The organism is Vibrio sp. SCSIO 43155, assembly GCF_023716605.1.
GTDB classification, from domain to species: domain Bacteria; phylum Pseudomonadota; class Gammaproteobacteria; order Enterobacterales; family Vibrionaceae; genus Vibrio; species Vibrio harveyi.
Genome location: NZ_CP071853.1, coordinates 15,804 through 39,192 on the forward strand (window position 1 = coordinate 15,804; position 23,389 = coordinate 39,192).

The following is a 23,389-nucleotide window of genomic DNA, read 5'->3' on the forward strand; positions in this document are numbered from 1 at the left end:
TCTACTAACTGCTCTTTACACCGAATGAGATGTCTAAACCCGTAAATTTTTTTATGGTCTTGCTTTCACACTGACCCACATTGGTGTCCGATAGCGGATTTCGATTGGTAATATTTGGCTGATGTTAAAAAGCGTTTTGTCGACGTTTTTTGTCGAGAATACCCCGGTGAGCTTCAAAGAGGACAACTGTGGATCGACTGAGAGAATACCGCGACGGTATCGACTTAGCTCCGTAATAAACTCTGTGAGTGGCATCCCTTGTGCCATGATTTTTTGTTCTAACCATAGGGCGTCGTCACTGAGATTCTTTTGTATGTTCGAGGTTTCACGTTGTGTAAAGTGGGCGTTTTCACCAGCAAGCAAGTGCTGTGCTCCCATACCAAGTAAAGGGTAGAGTGCTACTTCGCCCTCATAAACGGAAACTAGCGTATCGTCGTCTCGTTTTTGTACGGTGAAACGGGTGCCTATTGGTACGACTCGACCTTGCGGAGTAGTGACATGGAAAGGGGTGAGATGGTGAGAACTGGTGACCATAATCTCACCTTCAAGCAGGTGTAAACGTCGTTCTTGCTGGTTAAAGTCGACAAATACGCGGGTGGCGGTGTTCATTGCCATTTGAGTGCCATCAGAAAGCAATATGTCTTTCACCTCACCCGTCGCTGTAGTGTACTCCGCACCATTGGGAAGAGAGGTATGAGTAGACATCATCAAACTTAACGTGCCAAGAGAAAGGCCACCAAGCATCAAGACTTGTCGGCGGTTCAAACCACGCTGTTTTGGAGCAAGCACTTTGCGGCTGATCGGGGAGTTTGGAATACCAGTAAACTTTCTTTGTAGCTCTTCTAACTGCTGCCAAGCATAAGCGTTATCAGGGTGGGCGCTTCTCCAGCTATCAAAGGCATCTCTGTCTTGTTGTGTTACGTCATCGGCCCACAAGCGCGCCATCCACAGAGAGGCTTGCTCGATGGATTCACGAGAAACTTGCTCCATGTTACTCGTTCTCACTCAGTATGGTCATCATGCAGCCCTGCAGTGCTTTCGCTACGTATTTCTCGACAGAAGACACTGACACGTCGAGTGCGAGTGCGATTTCTTTATAGCTCTTGCCTTCCAATTGGCGCATCAAAAGTGCTTGGCGAGCTTTAAGAGGTAAACGATGCAGAAGGGCATCAATTTCGACCAGAGCTTGCACAACGACAGCTTGGTCTTCAGGAGAGCCAGCGACTTCTACAGGTTCTTGTTCGATGAGTTCTAAGTAAGCGGCTTCGATTCGACGACGTCGGTAAAGATCAATGACCAAACCTTTTGCGATATGAGTAAGGTATCTTCTCGAATCTTTCGCTTCAGGTAATTTGCCTCGGGTAAGGAGTCTTAAATAAGTGTCTTGAACTAAATCGGCAGTTGCTTCAGGACACCCCAAACGACGTTTAATAAACACAGATAACCAACTGTGGTGCTCTTGGTACATGTTACCGATACGAGCTGCGCTTGCTGAACTGATAGCCGCCATGATTTGATACTCCTTCCCTAACTAACAGTAATGATAATAATTATCATTACGACAGTTGGCGGAATATAACAGAAAAATAAATAGGTTCCAGAGGAAAAATTTATAAAAATTATTAATGATAAGACTATCGTCACTAAATCAATGACTTTAAAAGTAAAAAAAGATGTGAATAAACCAGGGTGTTGCCAGCGCGACAGGTAGAAGAAAACGACCGTATACAAGATTTTCTGAGCTATATAAGAAACATTCTATTGTCGAAGTTGATTCGGTATTGATAAAACTCTTTTCGTTATTTTCTTTGCTTGAAAACGGCTGGAGGTAAATCAATTTTACGACCTTTTCTAAACCAAATTGCATTTTGTCTAAGATGGCTTTGTTGAAATGAGTTTTATGCTCAATGCTTTATATACCTGAGTTTTGAGCCTGTTAATGCTTTAGTGATGTGAGCCTGATTCTTAGAATTGAGAGGTTTGTTCAGAAAATGATTTTGGTTAGACTGAAGGTGGTGATGGGTAGCAGATGGATTGGTTATGTGGAAGATATGCCTGGAGTGGTCAGAAGATAAAACAAAGGTTTTTGCCCGCTTACCGGGAGATGTGGATCTCGGAGGTGAGCTAAATCAAAAGGAATTGCCTGAGCAGCTTCAGATGATGGAAGCTGACAAAGCGTTTGTCGATGAAACTGAGGTGGTGCGATTCATTAATTGCGCGCGTGAACGTAAATCAGAAGCCTATGAAGGGATCGTGATTGCACAGATCAAAAACGCTCAGGTGGAAGTTGAACTCTCCAACAATGACATGCTTGCCAGCATGAATGTGACGGGCGCTTATGGCGGACGAGGACTAAGAGGTCCTGAAATTGTTCAAGCACTCGCGCATGCTCGTGTTTCCAAAGGCATCAATAAACTTGCGTTGAAAAAAGTGTTGGTTGTCAGTGCACAGCTAAAACCCGGAGAAACCTTCACCCAAGCTGTTGCGGTTGGCAAGCAACCTGTTAAAGGCAAAGACGCTATCTTCACGCCACTTGTTAAAGACATCACCAAGCGCATCCTTAAGCCGAAAGAAGGTCAATCCTCTAGTGACAAAATCGATCTACGCAATTTAGGTGAAACCATCGCTGTCGATATTGGGGATGAGGTGATGCGCCGCACTCCGGCGACCAGAGGCATCCCGGGCTTCACCGTTCAAGGTCGCGTTATTCCGCCACAAGCGGGCAAAGACAGTCCAATTAAACCCGGTAAAGGTACTGAAATCAGCAAGTCCGATCCAAACCTCTTACTTGCATCTGTTTCAGGCACACCACTGATCAAAGAAAAAACCATCGAAGTCGACAATGCACTTTGCCTCAATAGTGTCGGAGTAAACACCGGTCACGTAAAATTTAAAGGCAACGTCATCATTGGCGGGAACATCGAATCGGGCATGATAGTGAAAGCGACGGGCTCAATCACAGTGGGTGGTTTTATTGAATCTGCCGATGTACAAGCTGAAGGGGATATTCAAGTTGCTAAGGGCATCATTGGTCATACGGTGAGCGATGGTCAGCCAAAAAGCTGCCATGTGCGCACCAAAACATCGATTCGTGCCAGTTATGCCCAATATTGTGAATTGCAATCTGGTGAAGACATAGAACTTGCTGTCCATAGCATGAACAATGACATTGTTTGTGGGCGCAATTTAATCGTGCTTGATGCCAGTGGCAAGAACGGCACTTTAAGTGGCGGTGATGCAAAAGTGGGCAGTAAGGTTTCCTGTTCGCAATTGGGTGTAGAGGGAGATACGGCGACCAAGGTTGAAGCCTTTGCAAATTATTCTGTCTTTAAGGAACGTATTGCAAATCTAAAAGACGAGTATAAATCCGCGCAAGAAGGCACCATGGACGTTATCCGAAAGGAACTTGAGTTTAAGAAACGCCCTAAAGCAGAGCGCACAGATGAAGAGCAAGCGCAGATAGAAGTATTGAAGGCGCAAAACAACACTCGTTTGGAAGACGTAAAGCAGAAGCTTGAGCAAACTGAACAAGATTTCGAAGTCGCATTAGCAGAGAATATTGTTGAAGCAACTGACCGAGTCTTTACTCGGGTGACGGTTCAATTTGGTGATGAGCAAGTCACCACCAAACGTACCCATGGCGGCTGTGTATTTAGCTTTAATCAATACGAGATTAAAGTCTCTGCAACCTTGGAAGAAGAAGACCTGGCTGCTGTTTAACCTTAGGAACGAAAGCCCATTTATCTGGGCTTTCGCTTCATTTTGCCTTAACAAATCAGACCCAATGCTAAGTCGTTAAGCGATGTGTTCACGGTAGTAGTCACCTAATGCGAAGACGTCACCACTGCACATGATTTTCATCGCTTGTTTGATGTGCTCAATTGACCAATCCCACCACTGAATCTCTAGTAGCATCGATACCGCTTCTTCCTCAAAGCGCAGGCGAACCACATGATTATTACCAACCACAATGGAATACGGTTCGACATTTTTAGTGATCACTGAACGCGCACCAATCACTGCACCATCACCGATTGTCACGCCCGGCATTATCATGGCTTCACTGCCAATCCAGACATCGTTGCCAATAATGGTATCGCCGGCACGTTCAAAGCCGCTTTGTACCCCATTGCCAAACTCTTCTGGGGAAAAGGGAAAGGTGGAAATCCAATCAATACGATGTCCCTGATTACCCGCCATCATAAAAGTCGCACCAGAGGCAATCGAACAAAATTTCCCAATGATCAGTTTATCGACTTCGCCATATGCGCCGTTTTGCCATTCTTGTTGTGTCACGCTGTCGCCCATCAAATAACGAACAGCCTGATCTTCGAAAGTTTTGCCATGGTAAAAGCCGGAGTAGTAGCTGTATTCACCCACTTCAATGTTTGGGTTGGTGACATGTTCTTTAATGATTTGCCCTTTCAGCCAAGTATCGAAAGCGTTCATCTGTATTCTCCATGCAAAAATTTAAGTTGTGCGCAGTGTAGAGCCTTTCTATTATTTCCAGTAGATTGATTTTAGAGATTCATAATTACTATATGGAAATAAACTGGCTCAGTTACGTACCGATTTACATTGCACTGTGCGAAGAGAAAAGTATTGCTGGTGCGGCTAAAAAGCTGCGCTGTTCCAATGCTCATGTGAGTCGTCAACTTAGGCAGTTGGAGGCGATACTTTCTGTTCAGCTTATCCAACGCACCACGCGACAATTTAACCTTACTTATGATGGACAGCGTTTCTACCACCAAGTGAAAGGCTTAATGGAAAACGTGGAACAGATTAATGAACAAGTGATGGAGACCGATAAGGTTGCTGGGCATTTACGTATTGCTGCTTCTGCCTCATTTGGTGCGGAGTTACTCAACCCTTCATTAATTGCATTTCGCCAGCAGTTCCCCGACGTTACGTTTGAGGTGATTTTCACTGAGACACCGCTCGATTTGATTGAGTCTGGGTTTGATCTTGCGTTCTTTTTTACCGACTCACCCCCTGAAGGGTATGTCGGACACCATCTGCGTTCTTTACACTGTAAACCATTCGCGAGCAAAGCGTATCTAGCGACAAAACCATCACCAAACACACCAGAAGATTTGCATCTTTTAGAGCACATTACCTATCGCAATGCTGAATTGAATCTGGATACATGGCACTTTCATCATCAGCAAACTCAACAAGACATTAAGGTCACGTTATCCAGCGTGTTGTGCTTTAATCTTGTCCAATCGATGCTTGATGCGACAGTAGCTGGTTGCGGTGTCGCGATGTTGGATGAGTTTGCACTAGAAAAACTGAGTCCCCAAGAGCGAGCGCAACTTGTCACTTTACTCCCCGATTGGCGCACTAAAGCGATACTTCCACTCTACCTGCTTTACCCTAAACGTGAACATCTACCGAAACGAACACGAGCATTTATTGATTTTTTTAAAAACAATAGATGATTCGGTGGTTTTTTGTTCAATAACAACATGTTGTGGTAACAATAAGTGAGTTTAGTTGAAGGGAGCAACTTGTTGCCTATAATTCGCACCCCTTAAATATCACGTTTTGTGAATATCGTTTCAGTGCATCGCACGCATATTTGGGTTTTTATTATATGACACGTTCAATTGTTGCTCTTTCGTTAGCTACTATTTTCACTTCAACTTTTGTTTCTGCAGAAACAATTGAAGGCTCCTCATACGACCGTTCTGGTTTTGGTGTAAATATTGGCTACGCAATGACTTCCCTTGATAATGTTACAGCGGCGACGGAAAGCGGTGTATCTTTCGGTGTTTCGTACACTTTTAACAATGGTCTTGTGATCGCTGGTTCTTATGTTCCAACCATCGTTGAAGACAGTGCATCAATCGGCTATCTAGGTGCGCATGTAGAGGCTTCGCAAGCAAACCTTATGGTTGGTTATGAGAGCATGAGCGGTTGGCGTATTTTAGGTGGTCTAGCTGCTACTGATACGGAAGCGACAGTGTACAACGCATACACATCAGTTAGTGACTCAGACTCTTCGACTGGTTTCGCTGTGCAAGGCGGTTACGTATTCCAAAATGGAATTACGTTGGATGCTCAAATCTCAGTTGTAGATTTTGCTGGTATCGATGCAACAACTTCTAACCTTCTAGTTGGCTACAAGTTCTAATTCTTAGAGGGGACATGCATTTTGTGTCCCCTGTTCCCCCTCTATTATTCGTATGCAACAGCAAACTGACGTCTTGATGAGAAATTAAAAGTCTGGTTGGTGCTGCAGTAGAGCGATAAATGCGTCTAGGTGCTGTTCAATTGTCAGATCAGCAGAGATCGCGGGTAGTTCAACCGTAATGCATGGCAATGCGCGCTCGTTACACCAAGTTCCGAATGATCCCGGAGTTTCGTAATCTACGTCATCGACGAGCGGTAGCTTGAACTGCTCTCCAAGCCACTTCGCCAGCACTGAATGGGCTGGATCATCAACAAACGCAAGGGGCTCATGAAAAGAGACCACGAACTTTGGATTACGTTGCTCAATCAGGTTAATTAATGCATCGACTTCGGGTTCAAGCGATTGTTTGCTGCCTGTTTTGACTTTGACATCCCTCACGGGTGTGTGTGAACTCCAACGATAGACGGTGCCGTGTTCTGTCCAATTTTGTGTGGGGAAAGCACGGTTTAAGTCGACTTGATTGGCGTTTGCTCGTGTACCCAACTGGTTGGCATCTGGGTTCATCGATAAAATAACGTCATGCTTTAAATCTTCAGCGGGCAAACTTCTCAGCGCGCAAGATAGCCCTGCGATAGACGCTGTCTCATCACCGTGTGTGCCTGCTAAAATCAAACCTCGGGAGTTACTTTCTACTTGCGCAGGGAAGTACAGCAATGGCGCGCCCAACACCGATTTTCCATATGATATCGGCGAAATTAAAAAAGCCGCTCTTTCCGTTCTTGGAATTAGACTCACCGTAATCTCCTGATTGTTCGATTAGTATTTGGATATCACTCAAGTTATGGTTGCTGAAACTAGCACTTTGAGATTACTTGGGTATAAACCGAACACTTAAAGTTCGTCAATGCTTGTATTATCAATTGTGGTACTTGCTTCAAAAGACGTGTTAGGAGAACGAAGAACGATATGGATTTTAAAAAGCATTCTACAGCGTTAGTGATTTCCTCTTTATTGACCCCATTTTTGTCCGCAGCTGCGTTCGCAGACTCTCTACCTGATGGCGTGCAATTGGCATCTGAACAACATTTAGTGCGTGCAAACGATGCCGAAGCAGCGACACTAGATCCGGCAAAGGCTGAAGGCTTACCCGAGATGCACATCATTCGCGATTTGTTCGAAGGCTTAGTCATCCAAGATCGTGATGGCAACATCGTTCCCGGCGTTGCAGAATCTTGGCAAACGGAAGATAACCAAACTTTTGTGTTCCATCTGCGTAAAGATGCGAAATGGTCGAATGGCGATCCTGTGACAGCGGATGACTTTGTTTATTCGCTGCGCCGAGCTGTGGATCCTAAAACGGCATCACCGAATGTTTGGTATCTCAAACTCACCAAGATCAAAAACATTGCTGATGTTGCGGAAGGTAAGAAGCCGCTGGATAATCTCGGTATTACCGCTGTCGATAAACATACGCTACGTTTCGAGCTGGATAGCAAGGTGCCTTATTTTGTCGCAATGACCGGGCATACCTCCATGATGCCAGTGCACAAAGCGACGGTTGAGAGCAGCAATAAACCGTGGAGTGATCCTAAGCAGTTTGTTGGCAATGGTGCATTCGTGCTAGACAAGTGGGTGGTGAATGAGCGCATTGAACTGAAGAAGAACCCAAACTACTGGGATAGCGAAGACGCTCACCTCACTCAGGTGACTTATATTCCGTTTGAAAACCAAAATGCCTCGATCAATCGTTATGCCGTGGGTGAGGTTGATATTACTTCAGATGTTCCTACACACATGGCGCAAAAGCTGAAGAAAGAATATGCACAAGCTTATACCGCGGTGCCTCTGCTTTGTACTTACTATTATGCGTTTAATACCACTCGTCCCCCGTTTGATGATGAGCGAGTTCGTAAAGCTGTGTCTTACTCCATCATGCGTGATGTGATCACCGATGGTGTGACTCAAGTGGGTAACTTGCCTGCATACACATTTGCTCATCAATACACGGCGGGCTTTGACGCAACTCAGCCAGAATATAGCGCATGGACACAGAAACAGCGTGATGCAAAGGCGCGTGAACTGTTGAAAGAAGCAGGGTACGGAGACGGTAAGCCTTTGGATTTCAAATTGCTGTACAACACCAGCGAGTCCAACAAAGCCATTGCAGTGGCAATTGCTTCTATGTTGAAGAACAATTTGGGAGCCAAGGTTGAGCTAGAAAACCAAGAGTGGAAATCTTACCTGGTCGCACGTAAGCAAGGGGATTTTGATGTCATGCGTGCCTCGTGGTGTGGAGACTACAACGAAGCGTCCACTTTCTTGAGTCTGTTGCGCTCAGGCTCGTCAGGTAACTTTGCTCGCTACAGTAGTGAAGCCTATGACAGCGCGATGAACAGTGCATTGGCTGCCACCGATGAAAAAGCGCGCCAAGGTTTCTATGACCAAGCAGAGCAACTATTAGCTACGGATATGCCAATCGCGCCGATTTACTATTACATGCAAGCGCGTTTGGTTCGCCCTACGGTGGGTGGTTTTGCCAAAAACAACGTAGAAGGTCGTATTTACTCGAAAGACCTCTATATCAAGAAATAGCACCTAACCAACCAGTGCTAAAATCTAGCCCCGAAGAGGTGTCTTGCGGGGCTTCTTTTCTCTTAGCGGGTGGAGAGCTTGTTGACTAGCATTGCGACTCGTTTGCCAAGATATTCGGCTGTCGCGAGATCAGAAAGAGGTAACTGACCATCTTCACCACCTTGAGCAACAATGCCACCTTGCACACCGTAGCGATTAAGGTTTTGCTCACCAGAATTGCTGATCTTGTCCAAGCCGACCCACATCATGCCGTGTTGGTTAGCGAGCGTTTGTAGGTATTGCAATGTGCAAGATTGGTCACCATTCATAGCCCCACCACTGGTAAAGCCGGCTGCGATTTTCCCTGCCCATTTTTGGTAACACCAAGATTCACTGCTTGCATCGGCAAATGCTTTAAACTGCGCAGCCACACTGCCCATGTAGGTTGGAGAGCCAAAGATAATCGCATCACACTCAGCAAGTTCATCCATTAGGTTAGGGTGCACAAAACGCCCCTCAATAATCTCACTGCCTTGAATACGATGAGAGAGAATTTCAAATCCACCTTGCTGTTCAATGCCCTGTTGTTCAGCGCCAGCGGCAATTGCGCGAGCAAGCTGACCTGTTACGCCGGTTTTAGAGAAATAAATAATCGCAATTTTAGCCACAATGGTTCCTTTTTCATTGTTGATCTTGAATCGTGCGAATAAGGCTAAAACCTCAAGCATGGTTGAGGTCAAGAAGGTGTTTAAAAAAACCGAGGAAACAAAAAGCCGATGTTGAAACATCGGCTTTTTAGTGGGCTATTTCTTTCTGCGGGTATAAATGCGTGATGTGGTTTTTGGCTCCTCAGCCTTGGCTTTCTCTTTTGCCAGTTTGAGTACCGCTTTTTGGAGCATCAAGTTGTTCGGGTAAGTGATTAGGTTGCCGTTGTCGTGCTTGATCAACACATGAAACATACGGATTTCCTGAATCTCACCGCTAATGTCTTCGTCTTTATCCACGACTTTAATGCGGTCACCGACACGATATGGGAAGACAAAGAAGATCAGAAAGCTTGCCGTGATGTTACTAAGAATCGACCATTGAGCGATGAAAGCCACCCCCAATACCGCGAAGATGGACGATAGGAACAGCGACACATCGCCATAACCAATACCGGTCACGATGGCGAATAGCGAAGCAAACAGGAACAAAAATGCGACGTTGAAGCAACGTTGAATAAAGCTCAAGCGTGCTTTGTTTACGCCTTTAGCTTCTGCCAAATTCAGAATCGCTCGGTTGGCGATCTTCTTTAGCAAGCGATAAGCGATCACAATGATGACGCCCATCAACACTTTATAACCGATAGAGCCCGCCGTGAAATACTGACTGATTTGCTCTAAATGCATCCAATGATTCATTTCTTCAACTCGAGAATATTAAGAAGGCGCGTGTTATAGCCGATTTTGACTCGCAAGTAATTAACTATTTTCACTGCGGAATGAGATTTATGTTGAACAAATTTTGACCTTTATCCCAGTTCCGGACTGAGACGTAATGAACCTTGCTCTTTGTTGTGTTCGCTGCTGCTAATCTAGACAAGTTGATTGCGCTATGGAAAGTGGAGGGATGTGTGGAAGAAGATGAAAGGGCTATCATGGGACTTGTCGCCATTGTTGTCTTTGTGTTGGTTTGGATACTTCTCGAAGAGTTTGGCTATTTTGGTTTACTCACCTTCAATAAATAAGCCCCGCGAAACACTCAGTTCAACGGGGCTTTGATTTTTTTGTGCGGTTTAGTGCTAGCTGACGGCGCGAACCTTACCTTGCTTCAAGTCGTTAAGCACTTGCGCCTTCGGACCATCTGCAATCACACTGCCTTTTTCCATGACTATCACGCGATCAACAATGTCGAGCATTGAGGTTTTGTGTGTAATCAAAATCAGCGTCTCACTTGGTTTTAATTGCGCTAACTGATGTTTGATGTGCATTTCCGAACGGTTATCCATTGCACTGGTTGGCTCATCCATCAATAGCACAGGTGGGCGACCTAAAAACGCTCGCGCAATGGTTACCGCTTGACGCTGACCACCTGAAAGCATCGCACCACCTTCACCGACCTGACGCTCAAGACCTGCTGGGTCAGATTGAGTAAAGGCTGTGACGCCCGCTCGGTTTGCTGCATCTAATACATCGCGATCATCGGTTAGTGGACGACCGAGTGTAATGTTGTCGCGAATCGAGCCGAAGAACAGATTCGAATCTTGCGGTACGCAGCCGATATTGCGTCGTACGTCCACGTGATGAAGCTGTTCAATATCGGTGTCATCAATACGCACATGACCTTCTGTTGGCTTGTACAGACCCATTATCAAGCGTTCTAGCGTGGTTTTACCCGAACCAATACGACCGATGATCGCCACTTTCTCACCTGGATTGATGGTTAGGCTCAAATCACGAATCGATGCTACTGGTGCATCTGGGTAATGGAAGGTTACTCGGTCAATTTCAATCTTACCTTGCACGATAGGACGGTGAATGTAGCGTTTACCTTCTTCTTGCTCGTCTGGCATTTCCATCACTTGATTAATGATGGTCATCGAAGACTTCGCTTGGTTGTATCGGGTTGAAAGCAAAGAAAGCTGAACCATAGGACCAATCGCTCGACCACTTAGCATGGTTGCAGCAATCAAACCACCCATGGTGAGGTCCCCATTCGCAATTAAGTACACGCCTAAAATGATCATGCCGACGTTACTACTTTGCTGCACAAAACCTGCTGCATTTTGAATACTGTCGGTGATACGACGGCTCTTGATGTTCCAGTTTGCCATGTGTGCAACGGCTTCTTCCCAGCGGTATTGGAATTGGCTTTGTGCACTCAGCATTTTCACCGTTTCTAAGCCAGATAGGCTCTCAATCAAGTTAGCGTATTTCTGTGAAGCAAGACGTGAACCTTCTTCAATCGAGCGGCGCAATGGACCTTGGATCAACGCGGAGTGAATCATCAGAATCACCACGCCCACCATAGGCACGAATACTAAGTCGCCAGCCATTAACCAGATGATAATCAGGAAGAGAATCGCGAAAGGTAAGTCAATCAACGCACTTACCGTGGCAGAGGTAAAGAATTCACGAATGGATTCAAACTCTTGCAAGTGGCGAGCAAACGCACCCACAGAAGGCGGCTTGGATTCCATACGGATGCCCATCACTTTGCTAAACAGCTTAGAGGAAATCAGGATGTCGGATTTCTTACCTGCAACGTCGATGAAGTAGTTACGCAGTGATTTGAGCAAGAAATCAAACAAGAACACCACAAAGATACCGCTTGCCAACACCCATAGCGTCTCAAACGCGAGGTTTGGTACTACTTTGTCATACACCAAGCGAGTGAACATTGGTGCAGCGATAGCAAAGATGTTGATAAGGAGAGAAGCGATAAGCACATCGCGGTAGATGCGTTTAGATTGCCACAAGGTTGACCAGAACCAGTGACCTTCTTTGGTTTTGAGCACTTCGGGAGAGCGCTCGTCATAACGGAATTGCTTTTTAACTAAAAAATAGCGACCAGTGTACTGCTCAAGTAGGTCTTCTAGAGGAATGGAGATAGGCACCATTCCGCTTTCTAGGGTGGTGATTTCAGCTTCTTGCTTCTCAACGTTAATGCTATTGAGAACGCAAGAATCACCACCTTTAAGAAGTAAGATAGCCGGCAGAATTAGGCTAGAGATCTTGTCTAAATCTGCACGGTTTTCCTTGGCAACCAATCCGGCCCTTTCCGCCGCTCTTGGTAGCAGAAACGGGGTAAGCTTGCCATCAGAGAGCGGAAGACCGTTAATCAGGGCTTCCGGTGAGTTGGCTAGTCCGTAGTATCGGCTAACGTAAATGAGCGAGTTCAGTAAAGGGTCTTTCATCCTTGGTATACCTTTCTTATTCCTTGTCGACGATGAAGCCTTGGAAGACTTCCACAAAGTGTTCGGTTAGGAAATCCAACTGAATCTGTGTTTCAACACGAGATGCGATCGTGGTAATACCCAAATTATGAGCAGTACGTGAGATCGAAGTCAGCGTGAACTTCTGTTTCTCGTCGTGCAAGTTATGCGTGAATAGGTAATCCAGTTTTACGTAATTCGGGCGGAATTCCTGAATGTACTCAAGTGACTGGAAGTTACGGCCATAGTTATCAACACCGAACTCTGCACCAGTTTGACGAATCGCGTTACACAGCAGGGCTGTATGGTGCGGATGGTCAATGAAACACGCTTCTGGAAGCTCAAAGTGAAGCATAGGTGCAACTTTCGGGTGCTTCTCTAGCATGCTGGTGGTCCAACGAATGAACGATGGTTGAGACAAGCTGCTTTGTGCGATGTTGATTGCCACTGGCTCTTTTAGCTCGCCGCTTTCTAACATCTTAATCATCGACTCAATGACGTATTGGTCGAAGATGTTGGTTGCGTCTAGCTGCTCAAGAGCAAACAGGTATTGGTTTGCACGGTAAGTCTCGCCATCTTTTTCGATGCTTGAGAACACCTCATTGTGGAACACTTTACCCCAAGTATTCTTCGCAGACTGGAAGCGGAATTTAATCCAATCGCTGTGAATCGCTTCTTCAACCAACGCTTTCCATTGCTGTTTACCCATAAGGTTAGAAGTATTTTCACCACCAACGAAGCCGTACGCTTTGTCTGGTTGCGCTTTCGCTTTCGACAAGGCGTTATCCACCATCGATAGCACTTCAGTGCGCGTTTTCTGATCTTTACTGTGTGCAACACCCAGTGATGCTTTTGGTTTCGCAAGACCGGTAGGATCGGTATTCAGACCATTTACACAGTTAACGATACTGTCAGCGAGAATGCGCAGTTCGCTCTCATCCATGTGTGGGAATAATAGACCGAATTCGTCGCTAGATAGACGAGCAATGGTCGCTCCTGGTACATCGATAGTGTTTTTCAGACGTTGAGACAACTCTTTCACGTGGGCATCAGCGCGTTGATAGTCTTTCGTCTCGTAAATATCGCCAATGTATTCAGCATGGAGTAGCGCGATACCCCCTTGCGTTTGTTCTGCAAGCCATTGGTCAACTTGGTTAATGTAGAACGAGCGGTTACCTAGTTTGGAGATTGGGTCTAGGTAAGCTTGAGCACGCAGACGCTGTGCTTCTTTGGCTTGTTCTTTAAATGACAGTTCGATTTGTGCTGACATCGAGTTGATGCCATCAACCACTGCAATTAGGTCCTTGGTTTTTGGACGCGCCAGTGGGTCACCAAACTGGTTGTTGGCGATCTCGTGCATCTTCTTCACGATGGCAGCCAGCGGTTTTAATGAGCGACGTAGAATGTAAGAAATCGCAATCAGACCCACTAGGAAGATAATGCCAAATGCCGTAAGTAAGCGAATAAAGCCTTGCCAAAGTTGCTCGTAAGCAGCTCCTGGGTGGCTGATGATTTCAACTTCTGCAAGTTGCATCCAACCACTGGTTACCACGCGTTTATCATGAATCGCTTTGAACAAGTTCAAGTCGATGAACCATTGTGGAACATGGCTTGGCTTGACTGGGTACGAGCGTACGATTTGGTAATCCGAATCTAACGCGGTGAGACGTACGACAGAATAAGTACTGCCATCGAACAACGCATTAATCACGGATTCTACCGCCACCTTATCCTTGTCTTTTAAATAAGGTGCCAGTGCCAAACCAACGGTGTTAATGGTGTTGTTGACCTCTGAACGTTGCTGCTGCTCTAAGCTGTCTCGAGTAGTGTTGAACTGGATTACGAATACTGATGCCATCAAGAGTATAAAGACCGTAACCATTCCCACTACAAGCTTCTTATATAGGGTCATGTTTTTCACTCGTCATAGTTAATTTTAGGTTTTTTTAACTGCAACTTACGTTCGCGCGAGCGTAAGTCATTCCAAAGGCTCAAACGTGAGGCTTTTCCTGCTAGCTCTCCAACGCTAGCAGAAGACTTCATTAGCCATAGGTTTGAACCATTAAAACTGTAAATCGGTAGCAAATCGCTACGCTTGGAGGCTCGGACAATTTCTGGATTGATGTTGTCGAGAATGAGCGGCTCTGAACTTGGGGTTGGGTAATAGGCGAGTACCATGTGAAACTGATTCAATTCGATGGCTTTTACGTAGATCAAACGCATCTTTGAATCCGGTACGCCAAGCTCGAGTAAAGAGAAGTATTTGGCAATAGTGAAATCTTCACAGTCACCGGCATTGCTGCCTAAAAACTCGAGTGGTGTTGCCCAGTAGTCTTTTTTGCCCCATAGGTCTATGTCGTCAACGAAGTAAAGTTGATTGAAAAAGTCGTTAACGCCTGCCAGCTTTTCATGAGTCTCCAATGTTTTAAAAAAGTCGATATTATCTCGCCAGGTTTTCACGCGCATTCCAGCGCGTTCACCATAGACTGAAGTGACCGTATCGACCCATCTTTGTTCTTTGTTGTTCAAGGCTCCAATTTGGAACGAAAAACAACTAATGCTGATTAATAATGTAACTTTACGCTTCAATCTGGGTGGCATATTCGACTCACATCACAAGTGTACTCTTCCAATGGGCTCGACAGTGAGAAATAAGTGCTTTTTATTTAACCACTTATCAACACTTAAATATACATTGGAGAGTCCTTGCTGACACTTACTCCTTAAGTGCGTTGGTTTTGGCGCTCAAAATTGGTTTAAGCAGGTATTCCAAAACGGTTCGCTTACCTGTGATGATATCGACTGAAGCCGTCATACCTGGAATGATTGGCAAGTCTGCATCCTGTCCAAAACTGGTTTTCTCAGTTCGTACACGCACGATATAGAAGCTGTTGCCTTCCTCATCTTGTGTTGTGTCGGCACTGATGTGCTCCAGTTCCCCTTCAAGACCGCCGTACTTGGTAAAATCGTACGCGGTGAATTTCACGATGGCATGAAGGTCAGGGCGCAAGAATGCGATATCCTTCGGTGCAATTTTGGCTTCAACCAAAAGGGTATCTTCAGTTGGGACGATTTCGACGATGTCCATACCCGGTTGAATAACGCCGCCAACGGTGTTGACGTTCAATGTTTTGATAGTGCCTGTCACTGGAGAAACCACAACGGTACGATTTACGCGGTCTTCCAAGCCCACAGCCGATTCCACGAGCGCAGAAAGTTGGTCTTGGGTGCTATTGAGCTTCTCTTGTTGTTCAGAACGGAATTTCAGAGCAACATCAATACGATTAAGCATGGATTCGCGGATACCAGATTTGATTACGGGAATCTTCAGTTCACTGGATGTCATTTCGCGGCGTGTGTCGTTCACCTGACGCTGTAGTTTCAACAGTTCGATTTTAGGCACAACGCCTTCATCTGCGAGCGGCTTGGTAATGTCTAACTCTTTCTTGGCAAAACGATAGCTCTGGCGCAAGTTACTCACACGTGCTTGGATCTCAACCAGGTCTTGCTGCTTCTGCTTTACTTGCTGGTCGATAACTGAAATTTGGTTACGCAGATTATCTAGGTCTTCTCGGTATTCCGCTTTTTGGCGTTGCGTTAGGCGAGGTTGATTTTCTTCAAGCGTTGGTGGGAATGTCAGTTTTCCGTAATCAAGAACGACATTTTGTTCCCAGTTGCTGTCATCGAAATCGCGATTGACTTCGACACTACTGATCGACGCAGAAAGTTGCAGTACGGAAGCCGTCAAGTTGGCAACTTGTTGTTCACGTTCACGGAAGTCTGAGCGGAAACGCGTGTCGTCAATCAATAACAACTGCTGACCTTTTTCGACTCGTTGACCTTCCTTCACCAAGATCTCTTTGACCAAACCACCTTCGAGGTTTTGTACGACTTGGATTTGAGAGGAAGGGATAACCTTGCCTTGCCCTACGGTTACTTTATCGATTTGCGCCCACGACGCCCAAGCGATAGCCGCAACAAAGAATAACACCATCACCCACAGCATTAAGCGGGCACTATTTGGCGTATTTAGAAGCAATGCAGCGGTTTTGTCGTCAACAAAATCCAGCTCTTCGCTGCTTAGTTTGTTGTAGTTGTCTCGGCTCATCACATTCCTTGTTTTATAAAGACGGTTTATCTTTTTGATCTTATTATTATTAACGGAGCATGTCAGCATACTCAGCTAATAAAAATGTGTGAAAGGGGTAAGTCCCCCCTCATTTACTGTGCCTTGAACTTTGTTTTGTCCAACTGATGTTTTTTTAGTTTGTCGTACAAGGTTTTGCGCGACACTTGTAATTCTAGTTGAACCTCTTTGAGTCTGCCTCTATGTCGTTGCAAGGCATCAAACAACAAGCAATATTCAAAGTGTTCTGTGCGTTGGGTCATACTTTGGATTTCAATGCTTTTTTCGCTGTTCCAATCCTCCATACGAAACGCGTCCGGTTTCAATGCCCTTAATTCGGCAAACTGCCTCAATTGTTTGATGTTTTCTGGCCAATCGAGTTCCGTAATCCGCTTCACTTCATTCAGACTAATCTGAGGGGGTTGGAGCTGATAGCGACTCGCTGCATGACGCACGAAGTGTTTGTATAAGGGACCGATGTCTTCTTTGCGTTCATTCAAATTCGGCATCCGAATCATCTTTACTGAGCTTTCAATGCCTTTATCGACGGTGTTTGCAGCACCAAATACGCGTTGCAGTTTCGGGTGGTTAAACAAGCATTGCCACTGTTTTTCCGATATATGCTCGGCGCTGTGTAAGTACAAACTGCAATGGCTTTTACCGTCTGTAAGATGATGTATGGTTTTGTCTAATGCTTCATGTGAAAGCTCGTATAAGTCTTCACCGGATGCGGCAATCAACTCACTTTCTGCGGTCGCATGGATATCGTGAGCAAACTGAGCAGCGAGTCTTCGCCCTGTGCCATCTTCACCGACAAAAATGAGCGGCTGGTGGAGTGGGGCGCTTATCAGCGCACGGCGAATGTCGACCATAGCTTGACTGTGACCAATCATTTTTGGACCGACATGGGTTTGCATGTCGAGCTCTTTCTTTAGCCAGACGTTTTCTTGCAATAAGACCAGTTTATCGCCGGCATTGTTGAGCGATTTTAATAGTTGCTCGGTAGAGAATGGCTTTTCAAGAAAGTCATACGCACCGCTCTTCATCGCTTCGACCGCGGTTTTTACATCACCATGCCCAGTTAATACGATAAATTGAAAGTGATTATTTTTGCCTAACAGGGTGCGCATGAACTCTAACCCATTCATCACTGGCATGTGGATATCGGTGATGATCAGTGCTGGCGTATTGGGATCAATCACGCGCAGCGCTTCAACTGCATTTGGGAAGCAAGTGACGTCAATTCCTTCAATCAATAACGCTTGAGTAACCGCATCACGAATATGTGGCTCATCATCGACAAAGAAAACAGGGTTATGCATGAGAGTCTTCCTCTGCTGGATGAAGTGAAACGAGAGGTACGCTGACGACAAAAGTCATCCCACCTGATAGCTGAGATTGTGTATCCATTTGGTTGTGAGCGTGACGGGTATAATCGGCATCGCTATCAGCATCATCGCTATCAGCATCATCGCTATTAGCATCATGATTATAAGCGCTGAGTGAGCCTTGATAGCTCTCCAAAATGCGTTTTGAGATGGTTAAACCCAGTCCGAGCCCCTCTGGCTTGGTGGTGTAAAACGGGTCGAAAATCTTAGCTAAGGCGTGTTCTGACATGCCGGGACCGTTGTCAGAAACCAAAATATCGCAGTTACTCTGGTCACACTGCACGGCAATCGAAATCTGTGGGTCGATACAATACCCTTCCATAGCTTGAGCTGCGTTGTGGAATAGATTGATCAGCACTTGCTCAAGCTCGACGCTGTGAATCGCGAGTTTTACGTCGTATTCAATGGCTGGCACTTTAAGCGTCACTCCCTGTTTGATCAGCTTACTGCTCAGAATACGTGTCGCGTTGTGCACCGCATCGTGTAGAACCGATACCTCACTGTGTAGGTTGTCATCCGTCTTACGCGTGAAGACCTTTAAGCGTGCAATGACTTCGGCCATGGTATCGTTGAGCGACAGCATCTTATCCAGATTGTCCGCCACCATTGGGTAACGCTCCATTGTCATTAAACGCTGCGAGTTTTCGGTGTAAGTCCGCAGCGCAGCCAGTGGCTGATTGATTTCGTGATTAATGCTTGCAGACAGTTCACCAAGTAGCGCTAACTTTGCCGCTTGAGTTAGCTCTTGTTGCGTTTGCTTCAGTTCTTGTTGGCTCTGCTCATATTGATGCACGGTTTGTTGTAACTTGTGGTTGGCTTGGCTGAGGATGAAAGTTCTCTCTGTTACCTTTTCTTCCAAGCTGGCATTGACATTGGCAAGACGTGCTTTGTTGACCAGCATTTGGAACCATGCCAACGCAATTAACCCCACGAGCGCATACAGCAGCAGATAAACTATGTCGGCTTGCAATACAGCGGTGAAGACTTCTTGTTGGCTAATCAGTGCAATGACGCGAAAACCTTTGTCAAACAGATTGGTCGCGTAAGCAAGGTAGTTGGGTGACACCAAGAGTTGGTTGTTTTCAAACTGATTGACTCCGCTTTGCCCAGTGAGCTCGCCACGATATTGAGGAAGGGTATCACCGTATTGTTGAGTTTGATTGAGCTCTTGTTTTGCTTGTTCAGATAATGGGAACAGAGCACGATAGCGCCAATCGGGCAAGTTACTCATGAACACCACGTCGTGCACACCCGCAACCAGTAAATCGCCATCGTCTTGTGCCAAGCGCTGTTCTAGTTGCTCTAAATTGACTTTAACTGTTATTACGCCTGCGACTTCGTCATTGACCCAAAGTGGCGATGAGAAGAAATATCCGCGCTTATTGGAGCGAACCCCGAGGGCAACGTATTGAGCCTTCTCCCCATTTAATGCGTGTTGAAAGTAAGGACGAAAGGCAAAATTAGAACCGACGAAACTGTCGTCTTGTTGATAGTTGCTCGATGCGATCACCAAACCGGTTTTATTGTGCACGTAAATAGTGTCAGCGAGGCTTTGTGCTAACCAATCAGCGAGCAATAAATTGAAGGATTCTGACGGTTTACCCTCTTTGACCGCTGCGAGTAATCTTGGGTCATGGCTGAGCAAGTTCGGGATTTGTTCAAACTTTGCCAGTTCATAATCGATTTCCTGTGCAACCTGCGAAGCTTGAGTTTGCAGCTTATTTTGCCACTGATCATGTTGATGCTGGGTTGCGTATTTATGAGTCAACATCAGCCCGACCAGACCGATGGCGAGCAAGACCAATAAAAAATGGCGCAGAGCTTTGGGGTTAAGTAGGTTCACGATTGGCTCACTAGTTTTTAACGCCATGTTATCAAAAGGCATTTAGTGATGCTGTGAGCTGCTGCGACAACGTGACATAACACAAAACCGCAATCAGGGTTCTCGCTTGCTTTCCTTGAATTTCCCTATCATCGGGCGCACAATCGACAAAAACCAGTGAAGGAGTGAAAATGGAACTTGCTGATATTCGTCGTGAGTACACAAAAGGTGGCCTGCGTCGTAAAGATTTAAAAGCAGATCCGATTGATCAATTTAACCTATGGTTAGAGCAAGCGGTACAAGCAGGGTTGACTGATCCAACCGCAATGACGGTCGCGACAGTGGACGAAAATGGCATGCCGTTTCAACGCATTGTGCTGCTGAAAAACGTCGATAAAGATGGCTTTGTGTTCTACACCAACTTGGGCAGCCGTAAAGCGCAGCAGCTTGAGCACAACAGCAACATCAGCCTGCATTTCCCATGGCATCCACTTGAGCGTCAGGTTCACATCACAGGTGTGGCAGAAAAGCTAACGCCGATGGAGAACATGAAGTACTTCACTTCTCGTCCGAAAGACAGCCAATTGGCTGCGATTGCAAGCAAACAAAGTAGCCGTATTTCTGCACGTGGTGTATTGGAAGGTAAATTCCTAGAGTTGAAGCAGAAGTTTGCCAAGGGTGAAATCCCGATGCCATCCTTCTGGGGTGGTTTCCGCGTCAAGCCGCAAAGCATTGAATTCTGGCAAGGTGGTGAACATCGTCTGCACGACCGTTTCTTGTTCTCAAATCAAGAAGGCGAGTGGGACATCGATCGCCTTGCGCCGTAATGGCTTTGACAAAGAGATAAAAAACACCGCCTCAATAGGCGGTGTTTTTGTGTTTACCCAATGGCGAATCAACGTTCACCGTTAAGCACGACAGAAAGCTGATGTTTAAGCAGGGTTTTCGGCACAATCGATCCGTAGCCTGCCTCCATGGCTTTGTCGATAAGTTCGTTCTTACTGTTGGCTTCAAACTTAGTGCGCAGACGAGCAACATGCCCTTCTACGGTCTTGGTTGAAATCCCCATGACCTGTGAGATGAATTGCGGCTTTTTGCCATACAGCAACAAGAACAGAGTCTCTTGCTCACGGCAGGTCAGCTTTTCTGGCTCGGGTTTCAGGTTAGAAAAACGAAAGATGGACTGCTGGTTGGGCGTGCCACCGATGGCTCTGCATACCCAATATCCCACTTCGATGACGGCAGTATCAGTAAGTTCGCGACCATAAAATATGGTGCCAATGATGTTGCCGTCGTCGTCTCGCCAAGGCGTCTTAGTAAAAATGTGCGCTCGCCAATGACCATCTGGATAAGGGTGGATATCAAGGATCTTTAGCGACTCGCCTGTTTCAATTACGTGCCTATCTTGTTCTTGAAACTCTTTTGCACATTCAATGGTAGGGCTTGCGACCTCAAAGTCTGTTTTGCCTATACAGACTTCAGGTGAATCGTAGCCTATCAATTCTGCGTATTCCTGATTCACATAGCGGAATACCGAATCTTTATCTTTGCATCCCCAACAACCCGGTAGCTGTCGAAGGAGCGACTGTTCTATGGTATTGACTGGAATATTCACAAGGGACTCACTACTGCTACATATCGCCTGCTTGATTGCAGGTCAGTATTCTCACTTCGCTTATCCCGCGTTTTTATTACAACACTGCCTTGATCATGCTTTCGAGAATCGCGCCAGATGGAACTGGAAGAGAGAAGGTCGATCAGGATAACTCAGCGTGATGATTAACGTCAGGATACGGTGAGATGGTCGATATATTATCAGCTTATGCCATTGTTTTCATTGGCGTGAGACAAAAAAAAGCCAGCCTGAAGACGGGCTGGCAACACAAGATATAATCTTGTCGACGTGTAGAAGAGGTTCTAAATTACATAGCGAGGGTCTGCTAAGTAAGTTAGAGGTATCAAGTAGATACCGATGAGCTCAGGGTCGTATGCATCCTAGAGCTCGAGGTCTAATGTATTGAATTGTGAGCATATTAGTAAGGGGGGAAATCCCTCTATGCCCCTGTTTTTCGGGCATTTCGTGCGCTTTCGATCGTAGTTTTTACCTTGTTGCTTACATTGATGTGCATTTCAACCCCAAAGATCTTTGCTATTGGCTTGTCTCATCTTTGGTAATTTTGGCTATCTGTCCGTTTTTGTTAAAAAAATTGGTTGCACATTGACCGTAAGTTTCTATCACATGATCATCGTTCCGGAACTATGATCATGTAGAGCGCAATGATCGTGTTGATTTGATCTTGTGCGATTGGATTGGGGAAGATTTGCAACCCAACAGAGAAGGTATATGATGCCAAGATATAAGCCGACTGTGTAAAGACGACTGTTTGAAATGAGTGATTCAGATAACCCGAAAGCCCCGCTATATAAAGAGATCATGCTGCCTAAACCAGCAGAGTTGATCACGCTTCCGTCTTATATGGATTGCCATGATCATGCTTACACACAGATCGTGATCGGTTTAAAGGGACAAGCAGAATTCGAAGTTCGTGGTCAGGGTAATTTGGTTGGTCCGGGGCAAGGTTGCATCGTAACGGCATCTTCTGATCATGCTTTCGGTGGCGTGATTCATCAATCAGACATCTTGGTGCTTAATATGCCAAAGCCTGCCAACGATGATCCTGAGATGTTGCAAAAAATCAATAACCTAGAACGCTCTCATCTTTACTTCCAATTGGATGGTCAGATTCAAAAGCTGATTCAAATGCTGGTGCAAGAGATGCGCAATCATCCAGACGATTTACTGCTTAGCCGTGCGTGTAATGACACCGTGATCGCTCTTATGCAGCGTCATATATCAGCATTTGAAACCTCAAGGAAAGAGTCACGCTTTGATCTGGAAGCGATTGACCGTTACATCGAACAGCACTTGAGCCACAAAATCAGCGTGGCGCAATTGGCTGGCAGCGTATTTTTAGGTGAAAGCCAATTCCATAGCTTATTCAAAGATCAGATGGGCATTACGCCGCATCAGTACGTGCTCGGCAAACGCATCGATATGGCGCGCGATTTGATTGAACAAGGTCACTTAACGTTGGGGCAAATTGCCGAATTCACCGGTTTCTCAAGCCAAAGTACTTTCACTCATACCTTTACTCGTTTACAAGGATTATCACCTTCTCAGTATAAGAAACAGGTTGGCTAACACTACTCATCAAGTTGCTTATTTGAACGAAGCCGCGTATGAGTCGCGGCTTTTTTGTGCTTGTGTTTTGCACAGGAAAGTCGAACTTTTTTGCGTAATTCTCCGGAAAATTTCAATGTTTTTGTCCATATCCTCACAAAAGCGCAATCTATATCCTTCTTATTCAAACAGAAATTGCTCAAAACCCGCCTGCTTTTGTTGTAAATGACATGCAAAGATGAATTTTTA

At 45.7% G+C, this 23,389-nt stretch carries 19 protein-coding genes; 6 read left to right on the plus strand and 13 right to left on the minus strand.

Annotated elements, in window-relative coordinates:
* Positions 1–51: 51 nt before the first annotated feature.
* Both J4N44_RS17060 and J4N44_RS17065 read right to left on the minus strand, forming a co-directional pair.
* Entirely contained in the window at positions 52–990 is a 939-nt protein-coding gene (locus J4N44_RS17060) for a FecR domain-containing protein (RefSeq protein WP_252045502.1), read from the minus strand.
* A 1-nt stretch (position 991) separates the two neighbouring features.
* Positions 992–1,510: a sigma-70 family RNA polymerase sigma factor gene (locus tag J4N44_RS17065; RefSeq protein ID WP_114320367.1), complete on the minus strand. Its 519-nt coding sequence runs from the start codon at positions 1,508–1,510 to the stop codon at positions 992–994.
* A gap of 530 nt (positions 1,511–2,040) precedes the next feature.
* On the opposite strand from J4N44_RS17065, the gene J4N44_RS17070 reads away from it, so the two are divergent.
* Positions 2,041–3,720 (plus strand): flagellar assembly protein A, encoded by a 1,680-nt coding sequence (locus J4N44_RS17070; protein WP_188014440.1) that lies wholly within the window; start codon positions 2,041–2,043, stop codon positions 3,718–3,720.
* A 75-nt stretch (positions 3,721–3,795) separates the two neighbouring features.
* Here J4N44_RS17070 and J4N44_RS17075 read toward each other — a convergent pair whose 3' ends face one another.
* On the minus strand, positions 3,796–4,449 hold the full coding sequence (locus J4N44_RS17075) for a CatB-related O-acetyltransferase (RefSeq protein ID WP_187993398.1): 654 nt from the start codon (positions 4,447–4,449) through the stop codon (positions 3,796–3,798).
* A gap of 92 nt (positions 4,450–4,541) precedes the next feature.
* Between J4N44_RS17075 and J4N44_RS17080 the strand changes: the two genes are divergently transcribed.
* Both J4N44_RS17080 and J4N44_RS17085 read left to right on the plus strand, forming a co-directional pair.
* Complete coding sequence (locus tag J4N44_RS17080) at positions 4,542–5,441, plus strand: LysR family transcriptional regulator (protein ID WP_009696518.1); 900 nt, start codon at positions 4,542–4,544, stop codon at positions 5,439–5,441.
* Positions 5,442–5,596: 155 nt separating this feature from the next.
* Complete coding sequence (locus tag J4N44_RS17085; protein ID WP_005450047.1) at positions 5,597–6,136, plus strand: outer membrane beta-barrel protein; 540 nt, start codon at positions 5,597–5,599, stop codon at positions 6,134–6,136.
* Positions 6,137–6,220: 84 nt separating this feature from the next.
* On the opposite strand, the gene mpaA is transcribed toward J4N44_RS17085, so the two are convergent.
* Positions 6,221–6,931 carry a murein tripeptide amidase MpaA gene (gene mpaA / locus J4N44_RS17090; RefSeq protein WP_026000292.1) on the minus strand — a complete coding sequence of 237 codons (711 nt, stop codon included), beginning with the start codon at positions 6,929–6,931 and terminating at the stop codon, positions 6,221–6,223.
* Between the two features lie 171 nt (positions 6,932–7,102).
* Here mpaA and J4N44_RS17095 point away from each other — a divergent pair, with 171 nt between their 5' ends.
* Entirely contained in the window at positions 7,103–8,728 is a 1,626-nt protein-coding gene (locus J4N44_RS17095; RefSeq protein WP_252045503.1) for a peptide ABC transporter substrate-binding protein, read from the plus strand.
* A gap of 62 nt (positions 8,729–8,790) precedes the next feature.
* Here J4N44_RS17095 and J4N44_RS17100 read toward each other — a convergent pair whose 3' ends face one another.
* The 8 genes from J4N44_RS17100 to J4N44_RS17135 form a co-directional block, all read right to left on the minus strand.
* Complete coding sequence (locus J4N44_RS17100; RefSeq protein ID WP_252045504.1) at positions 8,791–9,375, minus strand: flavodoxin family protein; 585 nt, start codon at positions 9,373–9,375, stop codon at positions 8,791–8,793.
* Between the two features lie 135 nt (positions 9,376–9,510).
* Positions 9,511–10,098 carry a mechanosensitive ion channel family protein gene (locus tag J4N44_RS17105; RefSeq protein ID WP_050937455.1) on the minus strand — a complete coding sequence of 196 codons (588 nt, stop codon included), beginning with the start codon at positions 10,096–10,098 and terminating at the stop codon, positions 9,511–9,513.
* Between the two features lie 392 nt (positions 10,099–10,490).
* The gene (locus tag J4N44_RS17110) at positions 10,491–12,605 is read right to left on the minus strand and encodes a type I secretion system permease/ATPase (RefSeq protein ID WP_005450056.1); all 2,115 of its coding nucleotides are present in this window, start codon (positions 12,603–12,605) and stop codon (positions 10,491–10,493) included.
* Positions 12,606–12,621: 16 nt separating this feature from the next.
* Positions 12,622–14,535: a bifunctional diguanylate cyclase/phosphodiesterase gene (locus J4N44_RS17115; RefSeq protein ID WP_026000294.1), complete on the minus strand. Its 1,914-nt coding sequence runs from the start codon at positions 14,533–14,535 to the stop codon at positions 12,622–12,624.
* A gap of 5 nt (positions 14,536–14,540) precedes the next feature.
* The gene (locus J4N44_RS17120) at positions 14,541–15,224 is read right to left on the minus strand and encodes a transglutaminase-like cysteine peptidase (protein WP_017189818.1); all 684 of its coding nucleotides are present in this window, start codon (positions 15,222–15,224) and stop codon (positions 14,541–14,543) included.
* Positions 15,225–15,339: 115 nt separating this feature from the next.
* On the minus strand, positions 15,340–16,731 hold the full coding sequence (locus J4N44_RS17125) for an HlyD family type I secretion periplasmic adaptor subunit (RefSeq protein ID WP_005449876.1): 1,392 nt from the start codon (positions 16,729–16,731) through the stop codon (positions 15,340–15,342).
* Between the two features lie 113 nt (positions 16,732–16,844).
* Positions 16,845–18,071, minus strand: a complete 1,227-nt coding sequence (locus J4N44_RS17130; RefSeq protein WP_009696510.1) for a sigma-54-dependent transcriptional regulator — start codon at positions 18,069–18,071, stop codon at positions 16,845–16,847.
* On the minus strand, positions 18,064–20,022 hold the full coding sequence (locus J4N44_RS17135) for a sensor histidine kinase (protein ID WP_252045505.1): 1,959 nt from the start codon (positions 20,020–20,022) through the stop codon (positions 18,064–18,066). The genes J4N44_RS17130 and J4N44_RS17135 overlap by 8 nt, the downstream gene beginning before the upstream one ends.
* Positions 20,023–20,150: 128 nt before the next feature.
* Here J4N44_RS17135 and pdxH point away from each other — a divergent pair, with 128 nt between their 5' ends.
* Complete coding sequence (pdxH, locus tag J4N44_RS17140) at positions 20,151–20,786, plus strand: pyridoxamine 5'-phosphate oxidase (protein ID WP_005449881.1); 636 nt, start codon at positions 20,151–20,153, stop codon at positions 20,784–20,786.
* A 68-nt stretch (positions 20,787–20,854) separates the two neighbouring features.
* Here the strand turns inward: pdxH and J4N44_RS17145 are convergent, their stop codons facing one another.
* The gene (locus J4N44_RS17145) at positions 20,855–21,574 is read right to left on the minus strand and encodes a helix-turn-helix transcriptional regulator (protein ID WP_009702374.1); all 720 of its coding nucleotides are present in this window, start codon (positions 21,572–21,574) and stop codon (positions 20,855–20,857) included.
* Between the two features lie 774 nt (positions 21,575–22,348).
* Here J4N44_RS17145 and J4N44_RS17150 point away from each other — a divergent pair.
* Positions 22,349–23,161: an AraC family transcriptional regulator gene (locus J4N44_RS17150; RefSeq protein ID WP_005449884.1), complete on the plus strand. Its 813-nt coding sequence runs from the start codon at positions 22,349–22,351 to the stop codon at positions 23,159–23,161.
* Positions 23,162–23,389 lie beyond the last annotated feature (228 nt).

What these genes read in the sequence shown, in the direction of transcription:
- J4N44_RS17120 (WP_017189818.1), bottom strand. Translation starts at nt 15,224, where the DNA reads ATGCCACCCAGATTGAAGCGTAAAGTTACATTATTAATCAGCATTAGT.
- pdxH (WP_005449881.1), top strand. Translation starts at nt 20,151, where the DNA reads ATGGAACTTGCTGATATTCGTCGTGAGTACACAAAAGGTGGCCTGCGT.
- J4N44_RS17080 (WP_009696518.1), top strand. Translation starts at nt 4,542, where the DNA reads ATGGAAATAAACTGGCTCAGTTACGTACCGATTTACATTGCACTGTGC.
- J4N44_RS17085 (WP_005450047.1), top strand. Translation starts at nt 5,597, where the DNA reads ATGACACGTTCAATTGTTGCTCTTTCGTTAGCTACTATTTTCACTTCA.
- J4N44_RS17125 (WP_005449876.1), bottom strand. Translation starts at nt 16,731, where the DNA reads ATGAGCCGAGACAACTACAACAAACTAAGCAGCGAAGAGCTGGATTTT.
- J4N44_RS17115 (WP_026000294.1), bottom strand. Translation starts at nt 14,535, where the DNA reads ATGACCCTATATAAGAAGCTTGTAGTGGGAATGGTTACGGTCTTTATA.
- J4N44_RS17135 (WP_252045505.1), bottom strand. Translation starts at nt 20,022, where the DNA reads ATGCCTTTTGATAACATGGCGTTAAAAACTAGTGAGCCAATCGTGAAC.
- J4N44_RS17060 (WP_252045502.1), bottom strand. Translation starts at nt 990, where the DNA reads ATGGAGCAAGTTTCTCGTGAATCCATCGAGCAAGCCTCTCTGTGGATG.
- J4N44_RS17075 (WP_187993398.1), bottom strand. Translation starts at nt 4,449, where the DNA reads ATGAACGCTTTCGATACTTGGCTGAAAGGGCAAATCATTAAAGAACAT.
- J4N44_RS17110 (WP_005450056.1), bottom strand. Translation starts at nt 12,605, where the DNA reads ATGAAAGACCCTTTACTGAACTCGCTCATTTACGTTAGCCGATACTAC.
- J4N44_RS17065 (WP_114320367.1), bottom strand. Translation starts at nt 1,510, where the DNA reads ATGGCGGCTATCAGTTCAGCAAGCGCAGCTCGTATCGGTAACATGTAC.
- J4N44_RS17130 (WP_009696510.1), bottom strand. Translation starts at nt 18,071, where the DNA reads ATGCATAACCCTGTTTTCTTTGTCGATGATGAGCCACATATTCGTGAT.
- J4N44_RS17105 (WP_050937455.1), bottom strand. Translation starts at nt 10,098, where the DNA reads ATGCATTTAGAGCAAATCAGTCAGTATTTCACGGCGGGCTCTATCGGT.
- J4N44_RS17150 (WP_005449884.1), top strand. Translation starts at nt 22,349, where the DNA reads ATGAGTGATTCAGATAACCCGAAAGCCCCGCTATATAAAGAGATCATG.
- J4N44_RS17070 (WP_188014440.1), top strand. Translation starts at nt 2,041, where the DNA reads ATGTGGAAGATATGCCTGGAGTGGTCAGAAGATAAAACAAAGGTTTTT.
- J4N44_RS17095 (WP_252045503.1), top strand. Translation starts at nt 7,103, where the DNA reads ATGGATTTTAAAAAGCATTCTACAGCGTTAGTGATTTCCTCTTTATTG.